At 50.7% G+C, this 14,290-nt stretch carries 16 protein-coding genes and 1 tRNA gene; 7 read left to right on the top strand and 10 right to left on the bottom strand.

Going from position 1 to position 14,290, the window contains the following annotated elements; genetic code table 11:
* On the top strand, window positions 1–468 hold a 468-nt coding region (locus C7T94_RS16790; RefSeq protein ID WP_107216731.1), incomplete at its 5' end, for a GIN domain-containing protein.
* A 121-nt stretch (window positions 469–589) separates the two neighbouring features.
* Here C7T94_RS16790 and C7T94_RS16785 read toward each other — a convergent pair.
* From C7T94_RS16785 to C7T94_RS16770, 4 genes are all read right to left on the bottom strand, one after another.
* On the bottom strand, window positions 590–1,531 hold the full coding sequence (locus tag C7T94_RS16785; RefSeq protein WP_107216729.1) for an EamA family transporter: 942 nt from the start codon (window positions 1,529–1,531) through the stop codon (window positions 590–592).
* 14 nt (window positions 1,532–1,545) lie between these two features.
* On the bottom strand, window positions 1,546–2,016 hold the full coding sequence (locus C7T94_RS16780) for an Lrp/AsnC family transcriptional regulator (RefSeq protein ID WP_107216728.1): 471 nt from the start codon (window positions 2,014–2,016) through the stop codon (window positions 1,546–1,548).
* A gap of 163 nt (window positions 2,017–2,179) precedes the next feature.
* Window positions 2,180–2,788 carry a DUF4142 domain-containing protein gene (locus C7T94_RS16775; RefSeq protein WP_162618745.1) on the bottom strand — a complete coding sequence of 203 codons (609 nt, stop codon included), beginning with the start codon at window positions 2,786–2,788 and terminating at the stop codon, window positions 2,180–2,182.
* Window positions 2,789–3,050: 262 nt separating this feature from the next.
* Window positions 3,051–3,512, bottom strand: a complete 462-nt coding sequence (locus C7T94_RS16770) for an Lrp/AsnC family transcriptional regulator (protein WP_107216724.1) — start codon at window positions 3,510–3,512, stop codon at window positions 3,051–3,053.
* A gap of 139 nt (window positions 3,513–3,651) precedes the next feature.
* Here C7T94_RS16770 and C7T94_RS16765 point away from each other — a divergent pair, with 139 nt between their 5' ends.
* Window positions 3,652–4,899, top strand: a complete 1,248-nt coding sequence (locus C7T94_RS16765; protein WP_107216722.1) for an aminotransferase class V-fold PLP-dependent enzyme — start codon at window positions 3,652–3,654, stop codon at window positions 4,897–4,899.
* On the opposite strand, the gene C7T94_RS16760 is transcribed toward C7T94_RS16765, so the two are convergent.
* Window positions 4,896–5,975, bottom strand: coding sequence for a calcium:cation antiporter (locus C7T94_RS16760; RefSeq protein WP_107216720.1), 1,080 nt, complete (start codon window positions 5,973–5,975; stop codon window positions 4,896–4,898). The two genes, C7T94_RS16765 and C7T94_RS16760, sit on opposite strands and share 4 nt — an antisense overlap.
* 146 nt (window positions 5,976–6,121) lie before the next feature.
* Between C7T94_RS16760 and C7T94_RS16755 the strand changes: the two genes are divergently transcribed.
* Entirely contained in the window at window positions 6,122–6,667 is a 546-nt protein-coding gene (locus C7T94_RS16755) for a hypothetical protein (protein ID WP_107216718.1), read from the top strand.
* Between the two features lie 445 nt (window positions 6,668–7,112).
* Here the strand turns inward: C7T94_RS16755 and C7T94_RS16750 are convergent, their stop codons facing one another.
* Window positions 7,113–7,370 carry a hypothetical protein gene (locus C7T94_RS16750; protein ID WP_204353313.1) on the bottom strand — a complete coding sequence of 86 codons (258 nt, stop codon included), beginning with the start codon at window positions 7,368–7,370 and terminating at the stop codon, window positions 7,113–7,115.
* Window positions 7,371–7,622: 252 nt separating this feature from the next.
* Between C7T94_RS16750 and C7T94_RS16745 the strand changes: the two genes are divergently transcribed.
* Window positions 7,623–8,072, top strand: a complete 450-nt coding sequence (locus tag C7T94_RS16745) for an SRPBCC family protein (protein WP_107216825.1) — start codon at window positions 7,623–7,625, stop codon at window positions 8,070–8,072.
* A gap of 176 nt (window positions 8,073–8,248) precedes the next feature.
* Here C7T94_RS16745 and C7T94_RS16740 read toward each other — a convergent pair.
* Window positions 8,249–8,322: transfer RNA gene (locus C7T94_RS16740), tRNA-Met, on the bottom strand.
* A 74-nt stretch (window positions 8,323–8,396) separates the two neighbouring features.
* Window positions 8,397–9,632, bottom strand: a complete 1,236-nt coding sequence (locus C7T94_RS16735; RefSeq protein ID WP_107216714.1) for a hypothetical protein — start codon at window positions 9,630–9,632, stop codon at window positions 8,397–8,399.
* Window positions 9,633–9,838: 206 nt separating this feature from the next.
* Between C7T94_RS16735 and C7T94_RS16730 the strand changes: the two genes are divergently transcribed.
* From C7T94_RS16730 to C7T94_RS16720, 3 genes are all read left to right on the top strand, one after another.
* Window positions 9,839–10,219 (top strand): START-like domain-containing protein, encoded by a 381-nt coding sequence (locus tag C7T94_RS16730; protein WP_107216712.1) that lies wholly within the window; start codon window positions 9,839–9,841, stop codon window positions 10,217–10,219.
* A 30-nt stretch (window positions 10,220–10,249) separates the two neighbouring features.
* A complete protein-coding gene (locus C7T94_RS16725) occupies window positions 10,250–11,683 on the top strand; it encodes an LptF/LptG family permease (RefSeq protein WP_107216710.1) in 1,434 nt (477 codons plus the stop codon).
* A gap of 117 nt (window positions 11,684–11,800) precedes the next feature.
* On the top strand, window positions 11,801–13,012 hold the full coding sequence (locus tag C7T94_RS16720) for a bifunctional 3,4-dihydroxy-2-butanone-4-phosphate synthase/GTP cyclohydrolase II (RefSeq protein WP_107216708.1): 1,212 nt from the start codon (window positions 11,801–11,803) through the stop codon (window positions 13,010–13,012).
* A 45-nt stretch (window positions 13,013–13,057) separates the two neighbouring features.
* Here C7T94_RS16720 and C7T94_RS16715 read toward each other — a convergent pair whose 3' ends face one another.
* Both C7T94_RS16715 and tsaD read right to left on the bottom strand, forming a co-directional pair.
* Window positions 13,058–13,261 (bottom strand): hypothetical protein, encoded by a 204-nt coding sequence (locus C7T94_RS16715; protein WP_107216706.1) that lies wholly within the window; start codon window positions 13,259–13,261, stop codon window positions 13,058–13,060.
* 9 nt (window positions 13,262–13,270) lie between these two features.
* Window positions 13,271–14,272 (bottom strand): tRNA (adenosine(37)-N6)-threonylcarbamoyltransferase complex transferase subunit TsaD, encoded by a 1,002-nt coding sequence (gene tsaD / locus C7T94_RS16710; RefSeq protein WP_107216704.1) that lies wholly within the window; start codon window positions 14,270–14,272, stop codon window positions 13,271–13,273.
* Window positions 14,273–14,290 lie beyond the last annotated feature (18 nt).

Raw genomic sequence — 14,290 nt, 5'->3', positions numbered from 1 at the left:
CCATCAGGTGTAAAAAAAGTCGTGGTGAGCGGCAATGTGGAGTTGATCCTGGTGCAGGACGGCACAGAACGTGTAGAACTACTGAACGAAGGTCAGCAAACCTCTGTAACGCAAAAAGGCGATATGCTGCGCATCAGCTCAGAGTCACGCGAAACCCAGCAGGTGCGTGTATCGGTTAAAGACCTGTACCGCATCGAGGCCTCGGGCCGGGTAAAGGTGAGCACCGGTTCAGACCTGGATGTAAAATACCTGCAGATCATTCTGAAAGACGAGGCCAAAGCCACGATCGGTGCAAATGTAACAGGTCTTTATAGCCTGCTTCAGGACAACTCGAACCTGATCCTGAGCGGATCGGCCGGCGAACATACCTTGCAAATGGGTAAAGTAGCCAGCATCACCATGGACAAGTTTACTTCCCAGCAATCACAGATCAATGCCCAACAGGCTGAGCAGGTTGCTTCATTATAAATAACAGGTTAGGTTAACGCTGAACGGCCGGAGGTTTTCTTCCGGCCGTTTTTTTATGCAGATTCTGCAATACCAGTAAGTTTGTCTGGTAAAAAGACCCCTGCACGACAAGTCCGGCAGATTATCCCGCTGTTCGCGCACGCCTGCTGCCGGAAATATTGATGGCAAGAACGCTTAAAAGGATCAGCACCAGTCCGCCGAGTTGTAACCAGCTGATCTCTTCTGCCGCGAAGAATACACCAAGCAAGATAGCCACGACAGGGTTTACATAAGCATATGTACTCACCTGAGCCGCCGAACGTACCTTAAGCAGCCACATGAAAGCGCTGAATGCCAGGACAGAGCCAAAGACGGCAAGGTAAGCGACGGCCAGCCACGACGATGTACTAACCGCGTGCCATTTAAACCGGGCAGCATCGCCAGAAATAAGGGCTGCGAGCATAAAGAGGAGCATGGCGCTCAACATTTGCCAGCTTACACCCGCTGTGGCTGTCAGATTTGCCGGGTAACGTTTTGAATACACCGATCCGATAGAAAAGGCGACGGTTCCCCCTGCGACAAACAACATGCCTGGAAGGCCATCACTCAGGGAGCCTCCGGCTGCTGCCTGGCTGAGCTGTTCGCCAAACAGCAGACCCACACCTGCGAACCCCGTTGCCAGGCCGCCGAGAGTAAGCGGACTTCGAAAATTTGCCTTCCAGTTTGGCCGGTCAATCAGGACAAGAACCAACGGCTGGGCAGACCAGAGAATCGCGACGACAGCGCTTGGCAGCGTTTGCTCGCCCAATACAACACCGCCGTTGCCACAGGCAACCAGCAGAATTCCTGCAATGATCGAGCGAAGTATGCCTGGCACATGCCAGATCTTTTCGCCCCTGGCAAAACACCAGCAGAAAAGCAGGACAGAACCCAGCAGGAACCGAAAAGCCCCAAGTATGAAGGGTGGCAGGTCTTCCATGCCCATCTGGATGAAGAAGTAAGTCGAACCCCAAACCAGGTAAATGGTGGCAAATGCCAGTGTTACAGTGAGCGGAGACGCGTGCTTTGACGGGGATGTTTTCATGACGGTTGATGTGTCTATAATTCGGGGATAACAAGCTGGCGGGTTTCTTTCACAGTCTGGAGAACGATCGTTGTACGCGTGCTGATCAGGTTGGGAATCTGGCTGAAAGAATTGCGCATCAGCGCCATCAGCGAAGCTGAATCTGATGTGCGTACCTTAACGAGGTAACAGTCGTCGCCGGCAATGTGATGCACTTCCTGAACTTCCGGCAAAGCAGTAAGCAGCGCCGTTGTCTTCTGATAATCGGGCCCGTCCAGAACCCGCATGGACACAAAGGCCAGCAGTTTCTGGCCAAGCGCCTCTGCATTGATCTGAGTGCTGTAACTCTCGATCACCTTTTTCTGCTCTAGTTTGCGCACCCGCTCCAGCATGCCGGAGGGTGCCATATTCAGCGCTTTTGCCAATTCTACGTTGCTGATCCGGGCATTGCCCTGCATCATCCGCAGTATTTCAAGGTCGGTACGGTCAAGTTCAAGGGTATTCATTGCCTGATTTCCCGCTAAAATAGAAATAAATTCTATTAATATCTAATAATTAGAATTTTATTCAGTATTTGACCTTATTTTACGAATTTATATCGATAAGATCTGCGTTTTTGGCCAGTAAGGCAGTCCTCCGTGAATTACGAACCATGAAGGCTTTCAGCGTTCAGGTATCAAGCTGCCACCTTCGGCACAATTGCTCAATGGCCGGTACATGGGCATGCAATGCTGTAACGGTGTGCTGGGCATAACCGCGTAACAACACGTTTTCGGCGAAGCTGCTGTAACACTTAAACAAAGGGAGGCTCCAGGCCAGCATGACCCGCTGGTGGAGGATGAAATATCGCGTAAGCTGTTGCGGCTGAAATTGAGACAATGCCCGAAGCTGCGTTCGTATCATCCCGGCAGAAGACCGCGGCAAGGTGATCGAAGCCGAAGCAGCCAACTCGCTCAAAGACAGGAGCGCATGCTGATGGTCGTTTGTAAGCTTACCTGCCAGGGTGCAGGTTTCCGGGTCCTCGCCTTTCTCCAGAACGAACCTGCTCATACTTAGCTCACTGATGCGAAGGCGGTATTCTTCAAGCAGGAACATCCGGTCATTGTCTGCGGCGCCAACAGCCCGGGGCTTTTGGGAAAAAGGGCCCTTGCCGGGATATGCCGGGCTTGTACAATTGATTTTTGGGGTCGACATGAGCAGGAAGTTCAGATAAAAGCTTGAAGGCCGCCCGACAAACATACGCTCGTCGGTTTGCCCTGCATAGTAAAAATCCGACATACGCCTGTTCCGCACAGTAAGCCTTTGTAAAAAAGAAAAGCCCACCGAAGTGGGCTTTCTTGCCGCCGGCTCAGAGGGGGTCAGTTTGCCGGCAGCAGTATTATCTCGCAGCAAAGGTGCTGCGCGGTGAGTTAAGTTCTGTCAGCTGGCAAAACAGATGGCCAACTGGCTGTGTCGTTTTGCTGATGACGCAACAAAAATGCGGCTTCGATTTCGGAATAAATTGTACAAAGGCGACATGATTGAAAAATTTTCAAAAAACTTACAGCTTCAGGTTGTACCCCGTTTTAACTCTGTCCATGACTACGTGCGTATAAAAGTGTTTCACGTTCGGGTTGTCCATGAGCCATCTGGTTGAAAACGCTTCGTAATGTTCCATATCACGAACGTTCACGACCAGCACGAAATCGTACGTGCCGGTTACAAAATAACACTGCATCACTTCCTCACAGTCGCGCATGGCCGATTTGAATTTACCCAGCTCACGCGAGCCGCCATCCTGCAGAATGATATCGACGATACACATAATACGCATGCCGGCCGCAAGCGGAGAGACAATTGAAACATCAGCCTGGATGACCTGATCATCGCGCAGGCGCTTCAACCTGCGTTGCACGGCACTGGCACTCAGGTGTACCGCTTCTCCAAGTTCCTCAGCAGTCAGCCTGTTGTTCTGCTGCAGCAGGGAAAGCAATTTTTTGTCATGGTGATCAAGCTCTTGCATGTTTTACGCGTTTTCAAAACCAAACTTAAAGAAAAAACGCGCCGCCGTGGGCCTCTTTGCGCGAATTAAGCGGCTGGCCCGCTCTAGTTTTGTGGTATAAACGCCTGCCCAGGCAGGCGCCATACCCATTCGACACAATATGACAACAAACACAACATTTCCAGCCGTTTTCAGTCAGGAAGAACTGGACCGCTTTCGCCGCGACACGCCCGGCGCCAACAACGTAACCCATCTGAACAATGCCGGTGCAGGGCTGATGCCTTTGTCTGTAAGCCGCTCGGTACTGGATCACATCAACCTGGAAGCAGAAATTGGCGGTTACGAAGCCTCAGCTGCACGGGCAGACGCCATACACGCTTTTTATGAACTGGCCGGCCGGCTGCTGAACTGCAAACCACAGAACATCGCTTTCACCGCCAGCGCCACCGATTCGTATACCCGGGCCCTTTCATCGATCCCGTTCAGCCCCGGCGATGTGATCCTGACCGACAAAGACGACTTCGTTTCGAACCAGATCCAGTTCCTGGCCTGCCAGAAGCGCTTCGGCATCCGCATTGTGCATATCGAAAATGCGCCGGAAGGCGGAGTGGACCTGGCCGATCTTGAACAAAAGCTCAACGTACTGAAGCCAAGATTGCTGGCCATTACACACATTCCGACCAATGCCGGTCTGGTGCAGCCCGTTGCTGAGATTGCTGCGGTTTTTAACCGTTACCGGGCATTGACGCCTGGCCACACCTGGTATATACTGGATGCATGTCAGTCTGCCGGACAGCTTAAGCTTGATGTGGAGGCTCTGGCCTGTGATTTTCTGAGCGTAACCGCACGTAAATTTTTGCGTGGGCCGCGGGGTACGGGTTTTCTTTACGTGTCAGACCGCGCACTGGCTGCCGGCCTGGAGCCTTTGTTTATTGACATGCGCGGGGCCGAATGGACGGATAAAGGCACATATAAACAGCAGGAGGGTGCCATCAGGTTTGAGGACTGGGAGTTTGCCTACGCCCTGGTCATCGGAACTGCAGAGGCCATTAGATATTGCCTGGAAATTGGGGAACACCGAATTTCAAAGCAGGTGCAGGGAGCCGCAGCTTATCTGAGGAGTCGCCTTTCAGAGATCGCGGGGCTCAGGCTGCTTGACCGCGGTCCGGCACTCGGCGGCCTTGTAACGTTTACGTTTGATAAACTATCTGAACCGGCCAAACTTTTCGAAGCGCTGAAACGGGACCGTTTCAACGTGGTACCAAGCTATCGGCAGTTTGCTGTGCTTGATTTTGATGAAAAAGATGTTAAATGGGCGCTTCGTGCTTCTCCGCACTATTATAATACCCGGCACGAACTGGATACTTTTGCAGAGGCCGTACACAAATTTTCACGGCAGCCCGCCTAAGGCGCGACTGTCGTGAAGAGGTAGACCGCAAAAATGAGCAGCAGGACAACGCCCTGGAGCACATTAGTTCGTCCGTTCGCCAGTGACAGCATGGTCGTAAATAAAGCAAGCAGCAACAGCAGTGTCGACTTCATGTCGATACCAAGCGTTACGGGCAGGCCGGTAAACATGGAGAGGAGCGCTACTGCAGGAATCGTGAGGCCAATACTGGCCAGCGCCGAACCGAGGGCCAGGTTCAGGCTTGTTTGCAGGCGGTTCAGGCTGGCTGCCCGGCAGGCGGCGAGGCCTTCGGGCAGTAAGACCACCGCTGCGATGATAATGCCCACCAGGGACTTCGGTGCGCCTGCAGCAACGACCATGTCTTCTATACCGGCCGAAAGCGACTTTGCAAGAATGACAACCACGCCAAGGCTAAGCAACAGCAGCGCCAGGCTTGTTATTGCAGTGAGTCGCGTGGGAGGCGCGGCGTGCATGTCCTCGTCCTGCCGGGGCTCGGCCGGCAGAAAATAGTCCCGGTGCCTGACGGTTTGGATCAGTACGAAGGCTCCGTACAGGACCAGCGAGACAATTGCCACAAAGGTAAGCTGCAGGGGAGTGTAATAAGGGCCTGCCTTACTCGTGGTATAATTAGGCAGCAGCAAGGTCAGGACAACGATCGCTGTCAGCGTCATCAGTCCGGCATTGACGCCTGGCAGGCTGAAGGTTTGTTCGCGGTATTTAATGCCGCCGATAAGCAGGCATAGGCCGACAATGCCGGTGAGGATGATCATAACGGCTGCGAAGACCGTATCTCTGGCCAGGGCTGTAGTTTCCGGCCCGCCCGAAACCATGATCGAAACGATTAGAGCCACTTCGATGATCGTAATGGCCAGTGCCAGCAGGAGCGTGCCAAAAGGCTCGCCCACCCAGTGTGCAACAACTTCAGCATGGTGAACCGCGGCAAGGACCGCCCCGATCAGGCAGGCCGCCAGTAAAAACTGCATGAAGGATGCGGCCACGAGGAGGCTGCCGCCATATGCGGCCCAGGCCACAAGCGGTGCAACAATGGTCCAGACAGGTAAGGAAAGCTTTTTCATAGGCAGGTAGACAAGATACCATTAAAACACGAAACATGCCCCGGTGTTTGCCAGCGTGATCAGGCCAGGGCACATATAAAAAAAGAGCTGCTCCATCCGGACCAGCATCTTTTTACCTAAAATTAAACCTAAGAAAACTTCACGCTTTGGCGGCAAGAACTGCCGCCCTGGCGTTTAGTCTTACAAAAATGAAAAAGGATGCAGATATGCCGAAACAAGTGCCGTTAAATGACGGGAATCAGCCGGTAAAACCCATGGTACATCCGGTTGACACGCAGAGGTTTGCTGGAAACCAGGTTGCATGCCGGTATCCTAAAGGTTCGCGCAGGAAAGAAAGATCTGCCGCCAGGCGTAGCGCCCATGGGGTACATGACCAGTTGCGCGCGGCTCGACGCCGGTTGGATCAAACATCGGCAGATCAGGCTATAGAATATGTCGACTGGCCGTCACAAAAAAAGGCACCTCTCCATCCGGACGGGTGCCTTTTACCTAAAATTAAACCTAAGAAAACTTACACGCTCATGCGGCGCGATGCGCCGTTTATTGCTAGTGATACAAAGATGCAGTCAGGTTCGCGTGTACGGAAGCAGGTAACGGTAAATGGACCTGATCTGCCGGCGACTGGAGAACTCCCCGGCTGCAAAGCAGCAAAAAGGGTTGCTGAGCGTATTCATGGCACCCCTGTCCCGTAAAAAGAAAGGTGCCGCTCCATCCGGAAGGGCACCTTTTCACCTAAAATTAAACCTAAGAAAACTGTTTCCGTCTTTCATTCGCGCTTATCCTGCCACACGCATGCTGCACTGCATCTTCACGCCTTCTCTGTTCCTGGTTACCGGCACCGCACGAACCCCCGCTCACATTGGTACCCCCGGAACTCACTGGGCTATACGCCATCGCCTGCACTCATCATCCCTGCTATGCGTACGCCACGGTCTCACTCGCTCTCACTCACTTTCACTTGCCTCCTCACGGCGCGAATGTCAGACTTCGTTAACAGTACAAAGATGTAGAAACCTGTGGCCCGGCCAAAAGCAGTGCCGGCAAACAGTGCCGATCTATCGGCGATCGGGGGGGTGCAATACCCGTTAAGCGGCAAAGCAGCCTGAAAGCAGGTTAAAAATCTGGCCGGGGATAACGTTAAAGTGTTTCGATCGTCAGGCGAATGGCTTGCCCGTCGGCCCCATTCCCGGCAACTGCCAGGGCCAGGCGAAAGTGTTCAGGGGCTTTGTCGCGGTCTGCGTCCCGGTAAAGTTCGCCCAGCAGGGTGTGGTAATAAGGATTCCCTGCCAGGTTCAGTTTTTCAGCTTCAGCAAGCGCAACGGCCTTTCCATGAACTTTCGACAGCGCGAACGTATGGTTCAGGGCCGCAACCGGCGAATAATATAGACGAAGCAAATGGTTGTACAAATGCAGACTATTTTCGCTTATTAGAGCGATGTTTTTGGTTGTGATATTATTTTGATTGACGGCAACTGGTTTCGTCCCTATCATACCCGCATGTTGTCGGATTCAGCCCCCACTCTGAAAAAGAGAACTTCTCATCTTTGTTATGCAGCAGCGTTAAGGTGTTGCTGCATGGAGCGGAAACCATACAAACGGGCGAACCTGAAAAGCCATACGAGTAGGATCAAAAAACATAAAAACGTTATGTCAAAAAACAATGTCTTCCTGCAGCGCTTTATCAAAGCCTCGCCTGAGAAGGTTTACCGCGCGTTCACCGAACAACTTGCTATCGCTTCATGGCTTCCGCCATATGGATTTCTCTGCACCGTACACGAAATGGATGTTAGGGTGGGTGGTACGTTCCGGATGTCGTTTCAGAACTTTTCGACCGGCAACAGCCACTCTTTCGGTGGTACCTACCAGGAGGTCAGGCCAGGCGGGTTCCTGAAGTACACTGACCAATTTGATGATCCGAACTTACCTGGTACGATCACCAACTCGATTTGGTTTGAGAAAACGATGATGGGTACCGAACTTCGGGTTTTGCAGGAAAACCTGCCCGAATCGATTCCTGCCGAGATGTGTTACCTGGGCTGGCAGGAATCGCTGGAAAAATTGATTAAACTGGTCGAGCCGGAAATTCCCGAGGCTTAACCTGCCTGAGTTTTAGCACAGCGGCGTTGGTACGGTGCCCGACCAGATTTGAAACTGATACATCTTTTAGCCGCAACTCTTTCCATCCGGAATTGCCTGTGTGTGAAAATAAAGGGTTATGCTTTTTTGCGGGAAACGAAAAGGCCTTCAGATGACATCTGAAGGCCTGATCGGTGTAGCGGGGAGCAGGATCGAACTGCCGACCTCAGGGTTATGAATCCTGCGCTCTAACCATCTGAGCTACCCCGCCGATTTTGGAGTTGCAAATATAGAATTTTTGTTCTTCGAAAAAAAAAAAGAAATGTAAAAATAGCCTGACGGCACTTATCGGCCGAAAACATAGGTTAGTGATACAGAAGTCCGGCTCATGCCCATTGATGTATCTACCAGTGTAATCAGATTCGTCAGTTCTTTAGACCAGGTCAGCATAGCATCTATCTTTCCGAACGATACACCTGCTCGCAATGGAACCGAAAAAGAGAGGCTCTGAAAACCATCCTCATTTTCAGCTGGTATCGGCTTCGACCCAGGAAGTTCAACCTGTCGTAAGGTAGTCCTGTCGTCACTGTAATGAAACCAGTTTGCAGAAAATCCGGCACCAGCAACAATCTTAAAATTCTGTCTGTTATAAAGCCGGTATAAAAAAACAGGTGATAGGCTATATGACCACTGCGTAAAATTCTTTGTTTCCTCCAGCCTATCGTTTATAGAGTAGAAGTGTGCTTTTGCCCTACTGGCTTGCCCCGTTAAGTGAATAATTGCATTATTACGTTCGGGATTTAAGGTCCATTCAACGCCGATTAAGGGATAGACGCTTATGATCTGATCTGGCTTCGAGCCGGCAATCCCTGCTTCTCCAGATATTGTAAAAGCAGTATGAGCAACCCCTGCACCGGCCATGAACCGAACTGGGCTGGAACGTCTTGCTTTGAAAGCAATCTCATTGTCATTGATCAGGGTTACAACTTCGGTAAGGTCGTTATGATTATATGTGGCGCGGTTGATAGCTGCTCTGGCTAAGGGCTGACTATCGTTGACCAATGAGGTTAGTTGCTCGCGAAAGGTGTTAATCTCAATAATTGTCCCACCTTGCTCACGTGCCCGATAAATCTGGTATCTGAGCTCTTCGGCAGCACCGCCGGTTTTCCTCACAAAATATCTGGTCTTGATGCTGTCGGCCAGGCTCAGCAAAGCAACCTTGCCTCCCTCTGCCAACACCTCAAGAAAAACCGTATCGGCTACCATTCGGTTATCGGGTCTTGACGGAATGCGTGGGTATTTAATGCGGTTAAGGCTCTTTCTGATAACTGCACGTTCAAAACGGCGTCCGCCGTTGACCTGTATCGCTGCCGTATTGGTTAAGTTAGCTTCCTCATGAGTACCGTTGGGCGCCTTCAAAATAAAATTTCGTGGATTTGTGACCCAGTTTACCACACGCACTTCAGCACTGCGGGCTGTTCCGTTCAGTGCGGTGACTTGTCCTTGCTTAAAGGTTGCTTGACCAAATGCTGTTATAGGGAGTAATAAAAGTGTAGAAAGGTAATGCTTGAGCGTTCTCATTGTTGAATTAGATTTAACAAATATAAGAATTGCACTGATCGAACTCAAGTTCTGATAGTCCTTTTGATTTAAAAGACAATGTCTCAAACATTTGCGACGCACTCAGCCTATAATGAGCATTTTTGCAAATACAGAATAATTTACTTTTCTTTAGAGATCAATAGGGAATAACTTTCGCGAATTAACGTTACCAGTGTTGTAAAGGGATGTCAGAAAAGAAAAAATTTACCATGGAGTTTGAATTGAAATCATCTCCGCGTATTTTGTACAGTTTCATCAGTGAGCCGAACGGACTGGCTCAGTGGTTTGCAGATGATGTGACCATTCGCGATCATGTTTACACCTTTAAATGGGACGACGAAGAGCAGCGGGCCAAGCTGCTCTCCCTCAAAGAAAACAAACTCGTTAAGTTCAAATGGACTGATGACGAACCCCATTGTTATTTTGAAATGGAGATCGTGCAGGATGAACTGACCAACGATGTGGCGCTGGCCATAACCGATTTCGCAACCGACGAAACGCTTGCCGAGCGCAGGCAAATCTGGGAAAATCAGGTCGATTACCTGCTGCGTGTCATCGGCGCCTGATTATTCCGTCGTCTTTCTTAACTTTGTAAGGTGAAAAAGATCCACCTGCTGTTGCTTCAGGCTTTTCTCAGACCGTTTGTCGTTACGTTCCTGATCGTAATGTTCATCCTGCTGATGTTTTTCCTGTTCAAGTACATTGACGATCTGATCGGCAAAGGCTTTGAGTGGTATGTGATTGTGGAGCTCATGTTTTATGCTTCGGCAAGTAACGTAGCGATGGCCCTGCCGCTGGCCGTACTGCTGTCGTCGATCATGACCTTCGGCAGCCTCGGTGAAAACTACGAGCTTGTGGCCATCAAGTCTGCGGGCATTTCCCTTCAAAAGGCCATGCGCCCCCTGCTGGCACTCATTCTCCTGCTCTCTGTTGCTTCGTTTTTGTTCTCTGACTACATGCTGCCGAAAGCAAACCTGAAGTTCGGCTCACTGATGTGGGATGTGCGCAATAAAAAACTTTCTTTCCTGATTAAAGAAGGCGTATTTAATAACAGCATACCCGGCTACGCGATCCGTGTGGATCGTAAAGACAGTCAAGCCGATTCCCTGTTTGGCGTAACCATTTACGACCATACCGGAAACAGCGGAATAGCCAAGGTGATCAAAGCTGAAAAAGGACGCATGTACAAGCTCGACGGCGACAAGTACCTTTATCTGAAGCTGATTAACGGCGTGCGATACGAGGAGTCGAGCGGTAACAGCAGTACCTATAATCCCCGGCAGCAGTTCAGCCGCATGCGCTTCAGGCAAACGGAACAAAAGTTCGACCTGTCTACCTTTGCCCTCAACCGCACGGCAGAAGAAAGTTTCAGCAACAACACGCAAATGCAAAATCTGAAAGGGCTCGTCAGGAAACGCGATTCTTTGCAGCGCAAATTAGACAGCCTGGATAAAAGCACCAAATACGCCGCATCGAGTTATTTTAAGCAGACGGGGGCGGCACTTGGTTACTCGAAAATTTCTTCGAAGCCTAAAAAGCTGGGGACCGATATCGTCAAATCCATGCCCAAAACCGTGTCGAGGTATCAGATTTATCAATCGGCCGCCGACCGGGCCGAATCCATTCGCCAAAGTATCAACAACCGGGTCGAAGAACGAAAGAATGTAGAAAAGGACCGGCTGTTTACGATCGTCGAGTACCAGCGCAAATACACGCTGGCTGTATCGTGCCTGCTGCTGTTCTTTATCGGGGCACCGTTGGGGGCCATTATACGCAAGGGAGGGCTTGGCCTGCCGGTTGTCATGGCCATTTCGTTTTTTCTTGTTTACCACGTGATCTCTACGGTCGCCGAAAAGTCTGCCCGCGAGGGTTCGCTTGATCCGCGTTTCGGCATGTGGCTGGCCATTATTATTCTGTCGCCTTTGGGAGCCTTTCTAACCTATAAAGCAACTGCCGACTCGGCATTGTTCGACGTAGACTATTATAAAAACCTCGTGAAGGGCTTGTTTAAAAAGAAAGTACGGGGGTAGAGCCCCGGTTCCGGCACTTCCTTACAGCATCATGATATTTTCGCTCCGTCTTTTGTCGAAATAACATCGTAAATTTGTGACATACTTTTCCGTGAGGGAAAGGTCTATTCAGCAACAATGAAGATCAAGTTAAATACCATTGAAGAGGCCATTGAAGACATCAGGGCAGGCAAAGTCATTATCGTTGTCGACGATGAAGACAGGGAAAATGAAGGTGATTTTTTAACTGCCGCCGCAAATGCGAGCCCTGAAGTAATTAATTTTATGGCCACTTACGGCCGCGGACTGATATGCGCGCCGCTCACCGAAGAGCGCTGCGATGAGCTGAATCTTAACCTGATGGTTGGCAAGAATACGGCTGCGTATGAAACGAATTTTACGGTTTCAGTTGATCTGACAGGCCACGGCTGCACCACGGGAATTTCTGCCTCAGACCGGTCTAAAACCATCAAAGCGCTGATCGATCCAAATATTCACCCTGATGAACTGGGCAGGCCCGGTCATATTTTTCCACTGCGCGCGAAAGATGGCGGCGTGATCAGGCGTGCGGGACATACTGAAGCTGCAGTTGACCTTGCCCGCCTGGCAGGGATGGAGCCGGCCGGTGTGCTTGTAGAAATTCTGAAAGAAGATGGCGAAATGGCCCGCCTGCCCGACCTGATCAAAATTGCGGAACAGCACCAGCTTAAGATCATTTCGATCGAGGACCTGATCGCTTACCGCCTGGCAAAGGAAAGCCTGATCAAACCGGAAGTAACCATTAACCTGCCAACAGCCTGGGGCGATTTTCGCATGACGGCCTATACGCAGATGGATAACCAGGCTACGCACCTGGCCATCAGCAAGGGCGAATGGAAAGAAGGTGAGCCGGTACTAGCGAGGGTGCACAGTTCCTGTGTAACCGGCGATATTTTCGGCTCCTGCCGCTGCGATTGCGGTCCCCAGCTCCATAGAGCCCTGCAAATGATCGAGGCAGAAGGAAAAGGCATTGTCGTTTACATGAACCAGGAAGGCCGTGGCATTGGGCTGATCAACAAACTACGCTCATATAACCTGCAGGATGCAGGTTTTGATACGGTCGAGGCCAATATTAAACTGGGCTTTAAAGGTGACGAGCGCGATTATGGTGTTGGGGCTCAGATTCTGCGGGCACAAGGTGTGACAAAGATGCGGCTCATGTCAAACAACCCGACCAAACGTGCCGGATTGGTGGGATACGGGCTTGAAGTCGTCGAAAATATCCCGATCGAGATTGAGAGTAATGAACACAATGAGCGCTACCTCAAGACCAAACGCGATAAGATGGGACACTCCATCATGAAAGGCTAAACATCGCGGCGCTTCGGCGCCGCGAAAATTTTTGTTTTCTGCTCTTTATTTCCCCGTCTGCTGAAAGTTAACGTCAAAGTCTTTCGTTACATAAATGATGACCAGGAAGGCGGCAATGATCAGAACGGTCAGAATAATAAGTCCCCAGCTCCCGGCCATTTTGTTTTTGTCTTTACGAATGAGCCAGTAGACACCGCCGATGAGGGGAATGGCACAAATGAGCCAGAAAATAATTGAAGCAACTGCCATAGTCTTAGTTTAAAATTCCATCCTTGCCATTGGAGCCGTATCCTGGCCCACAAATTCGCCTTTCTGGTATAAATGATGTGCCGCAATGGCAATCATGCCTGCGTTATCTGTACAATATTGAAATGCCGGGATAAAAATTTTCCAGCCTTGTTTTTTTGCCATTTCTTCCAGGCCGGTGCGCAGCCCTGAATTTGCGGATACACCGCCTGCAATGGCGATTTGGCTAATGCCATACTGTACGGCAGCCTTTTTTACCTTGTTCAGCAAAATGCTTACAATGCGGTGCTGTACCGACGCGCAAATATCGGCAAGGTTATTTTCAATGAAAACCGGATCTGCCTGCACACGTTCCCGCAGAAAGTACAGTACAGCGGTCTTTAAGCCGCTGAAGCTGAAGTTCAATCCCGGAATTTGCGGTTCCGGAAAAGAAAATGCCTCTGGATTTCCGGATCTTGCCCATTTATCGATCAAAGGTCCCCCAGGGTAGGGAAGCTCGAGAATTTTTGCGGTTTTGTCGAAGGCTTCGCCGGCGGCATCATCAAGCGTTTCGCCCACGATCTCCATATCAAAATAGTCATTTACCTTAACGATCTGGGTATGGCCGCCCGAAACGGTCAGACATAAAAACGGAAATTCCGGTCTGGGCTCGTCTATAAAGTGGGCGAGGACGTGCGCCTGCATGTGGTTTACCGCAATGAGGGGCAGCCCGAGCGCCAGGGCGAAAGATTTGGCAAACGATACGCCGACCAACAGCGACCCCAAAAGCCCCGGTCCGCGAGTAAAGGCCACTGCGGTCAGGTCACTTTTTCGCAGGCCAGCATCCTTCAATGCCTGGTTAACTGCAGGAACAATATTTTGCTGGTGAACCCGCGACGCCAGCTCTGGTATGACACCGCCATAATTTTCATGTATTGTTTGGTTTGCAATAACATTGGCAGTAATTTTGCCGTTGTTAGAAACGGCAACAGACGTTTCGTCGCAAGATGATTCTATAGCAAGTATAACTGGCAATTCGTTGATCCTTTAAGC

It is taken from the genome of Pedobacter yulinensis, from assembly GCF_003029735.1.
GTDB lineage: Bacteria > Bacteroidota > Bacteroidia > Sphingobacteriales > Sphingobacteriaceae > Pedobacter > Pedobacter yulinensis.
The sequence above is the reverse complement of the archived record's forward strand: the minus strand, read 5'-3'. Positions and strand labels throughout refer to the sequence as shown.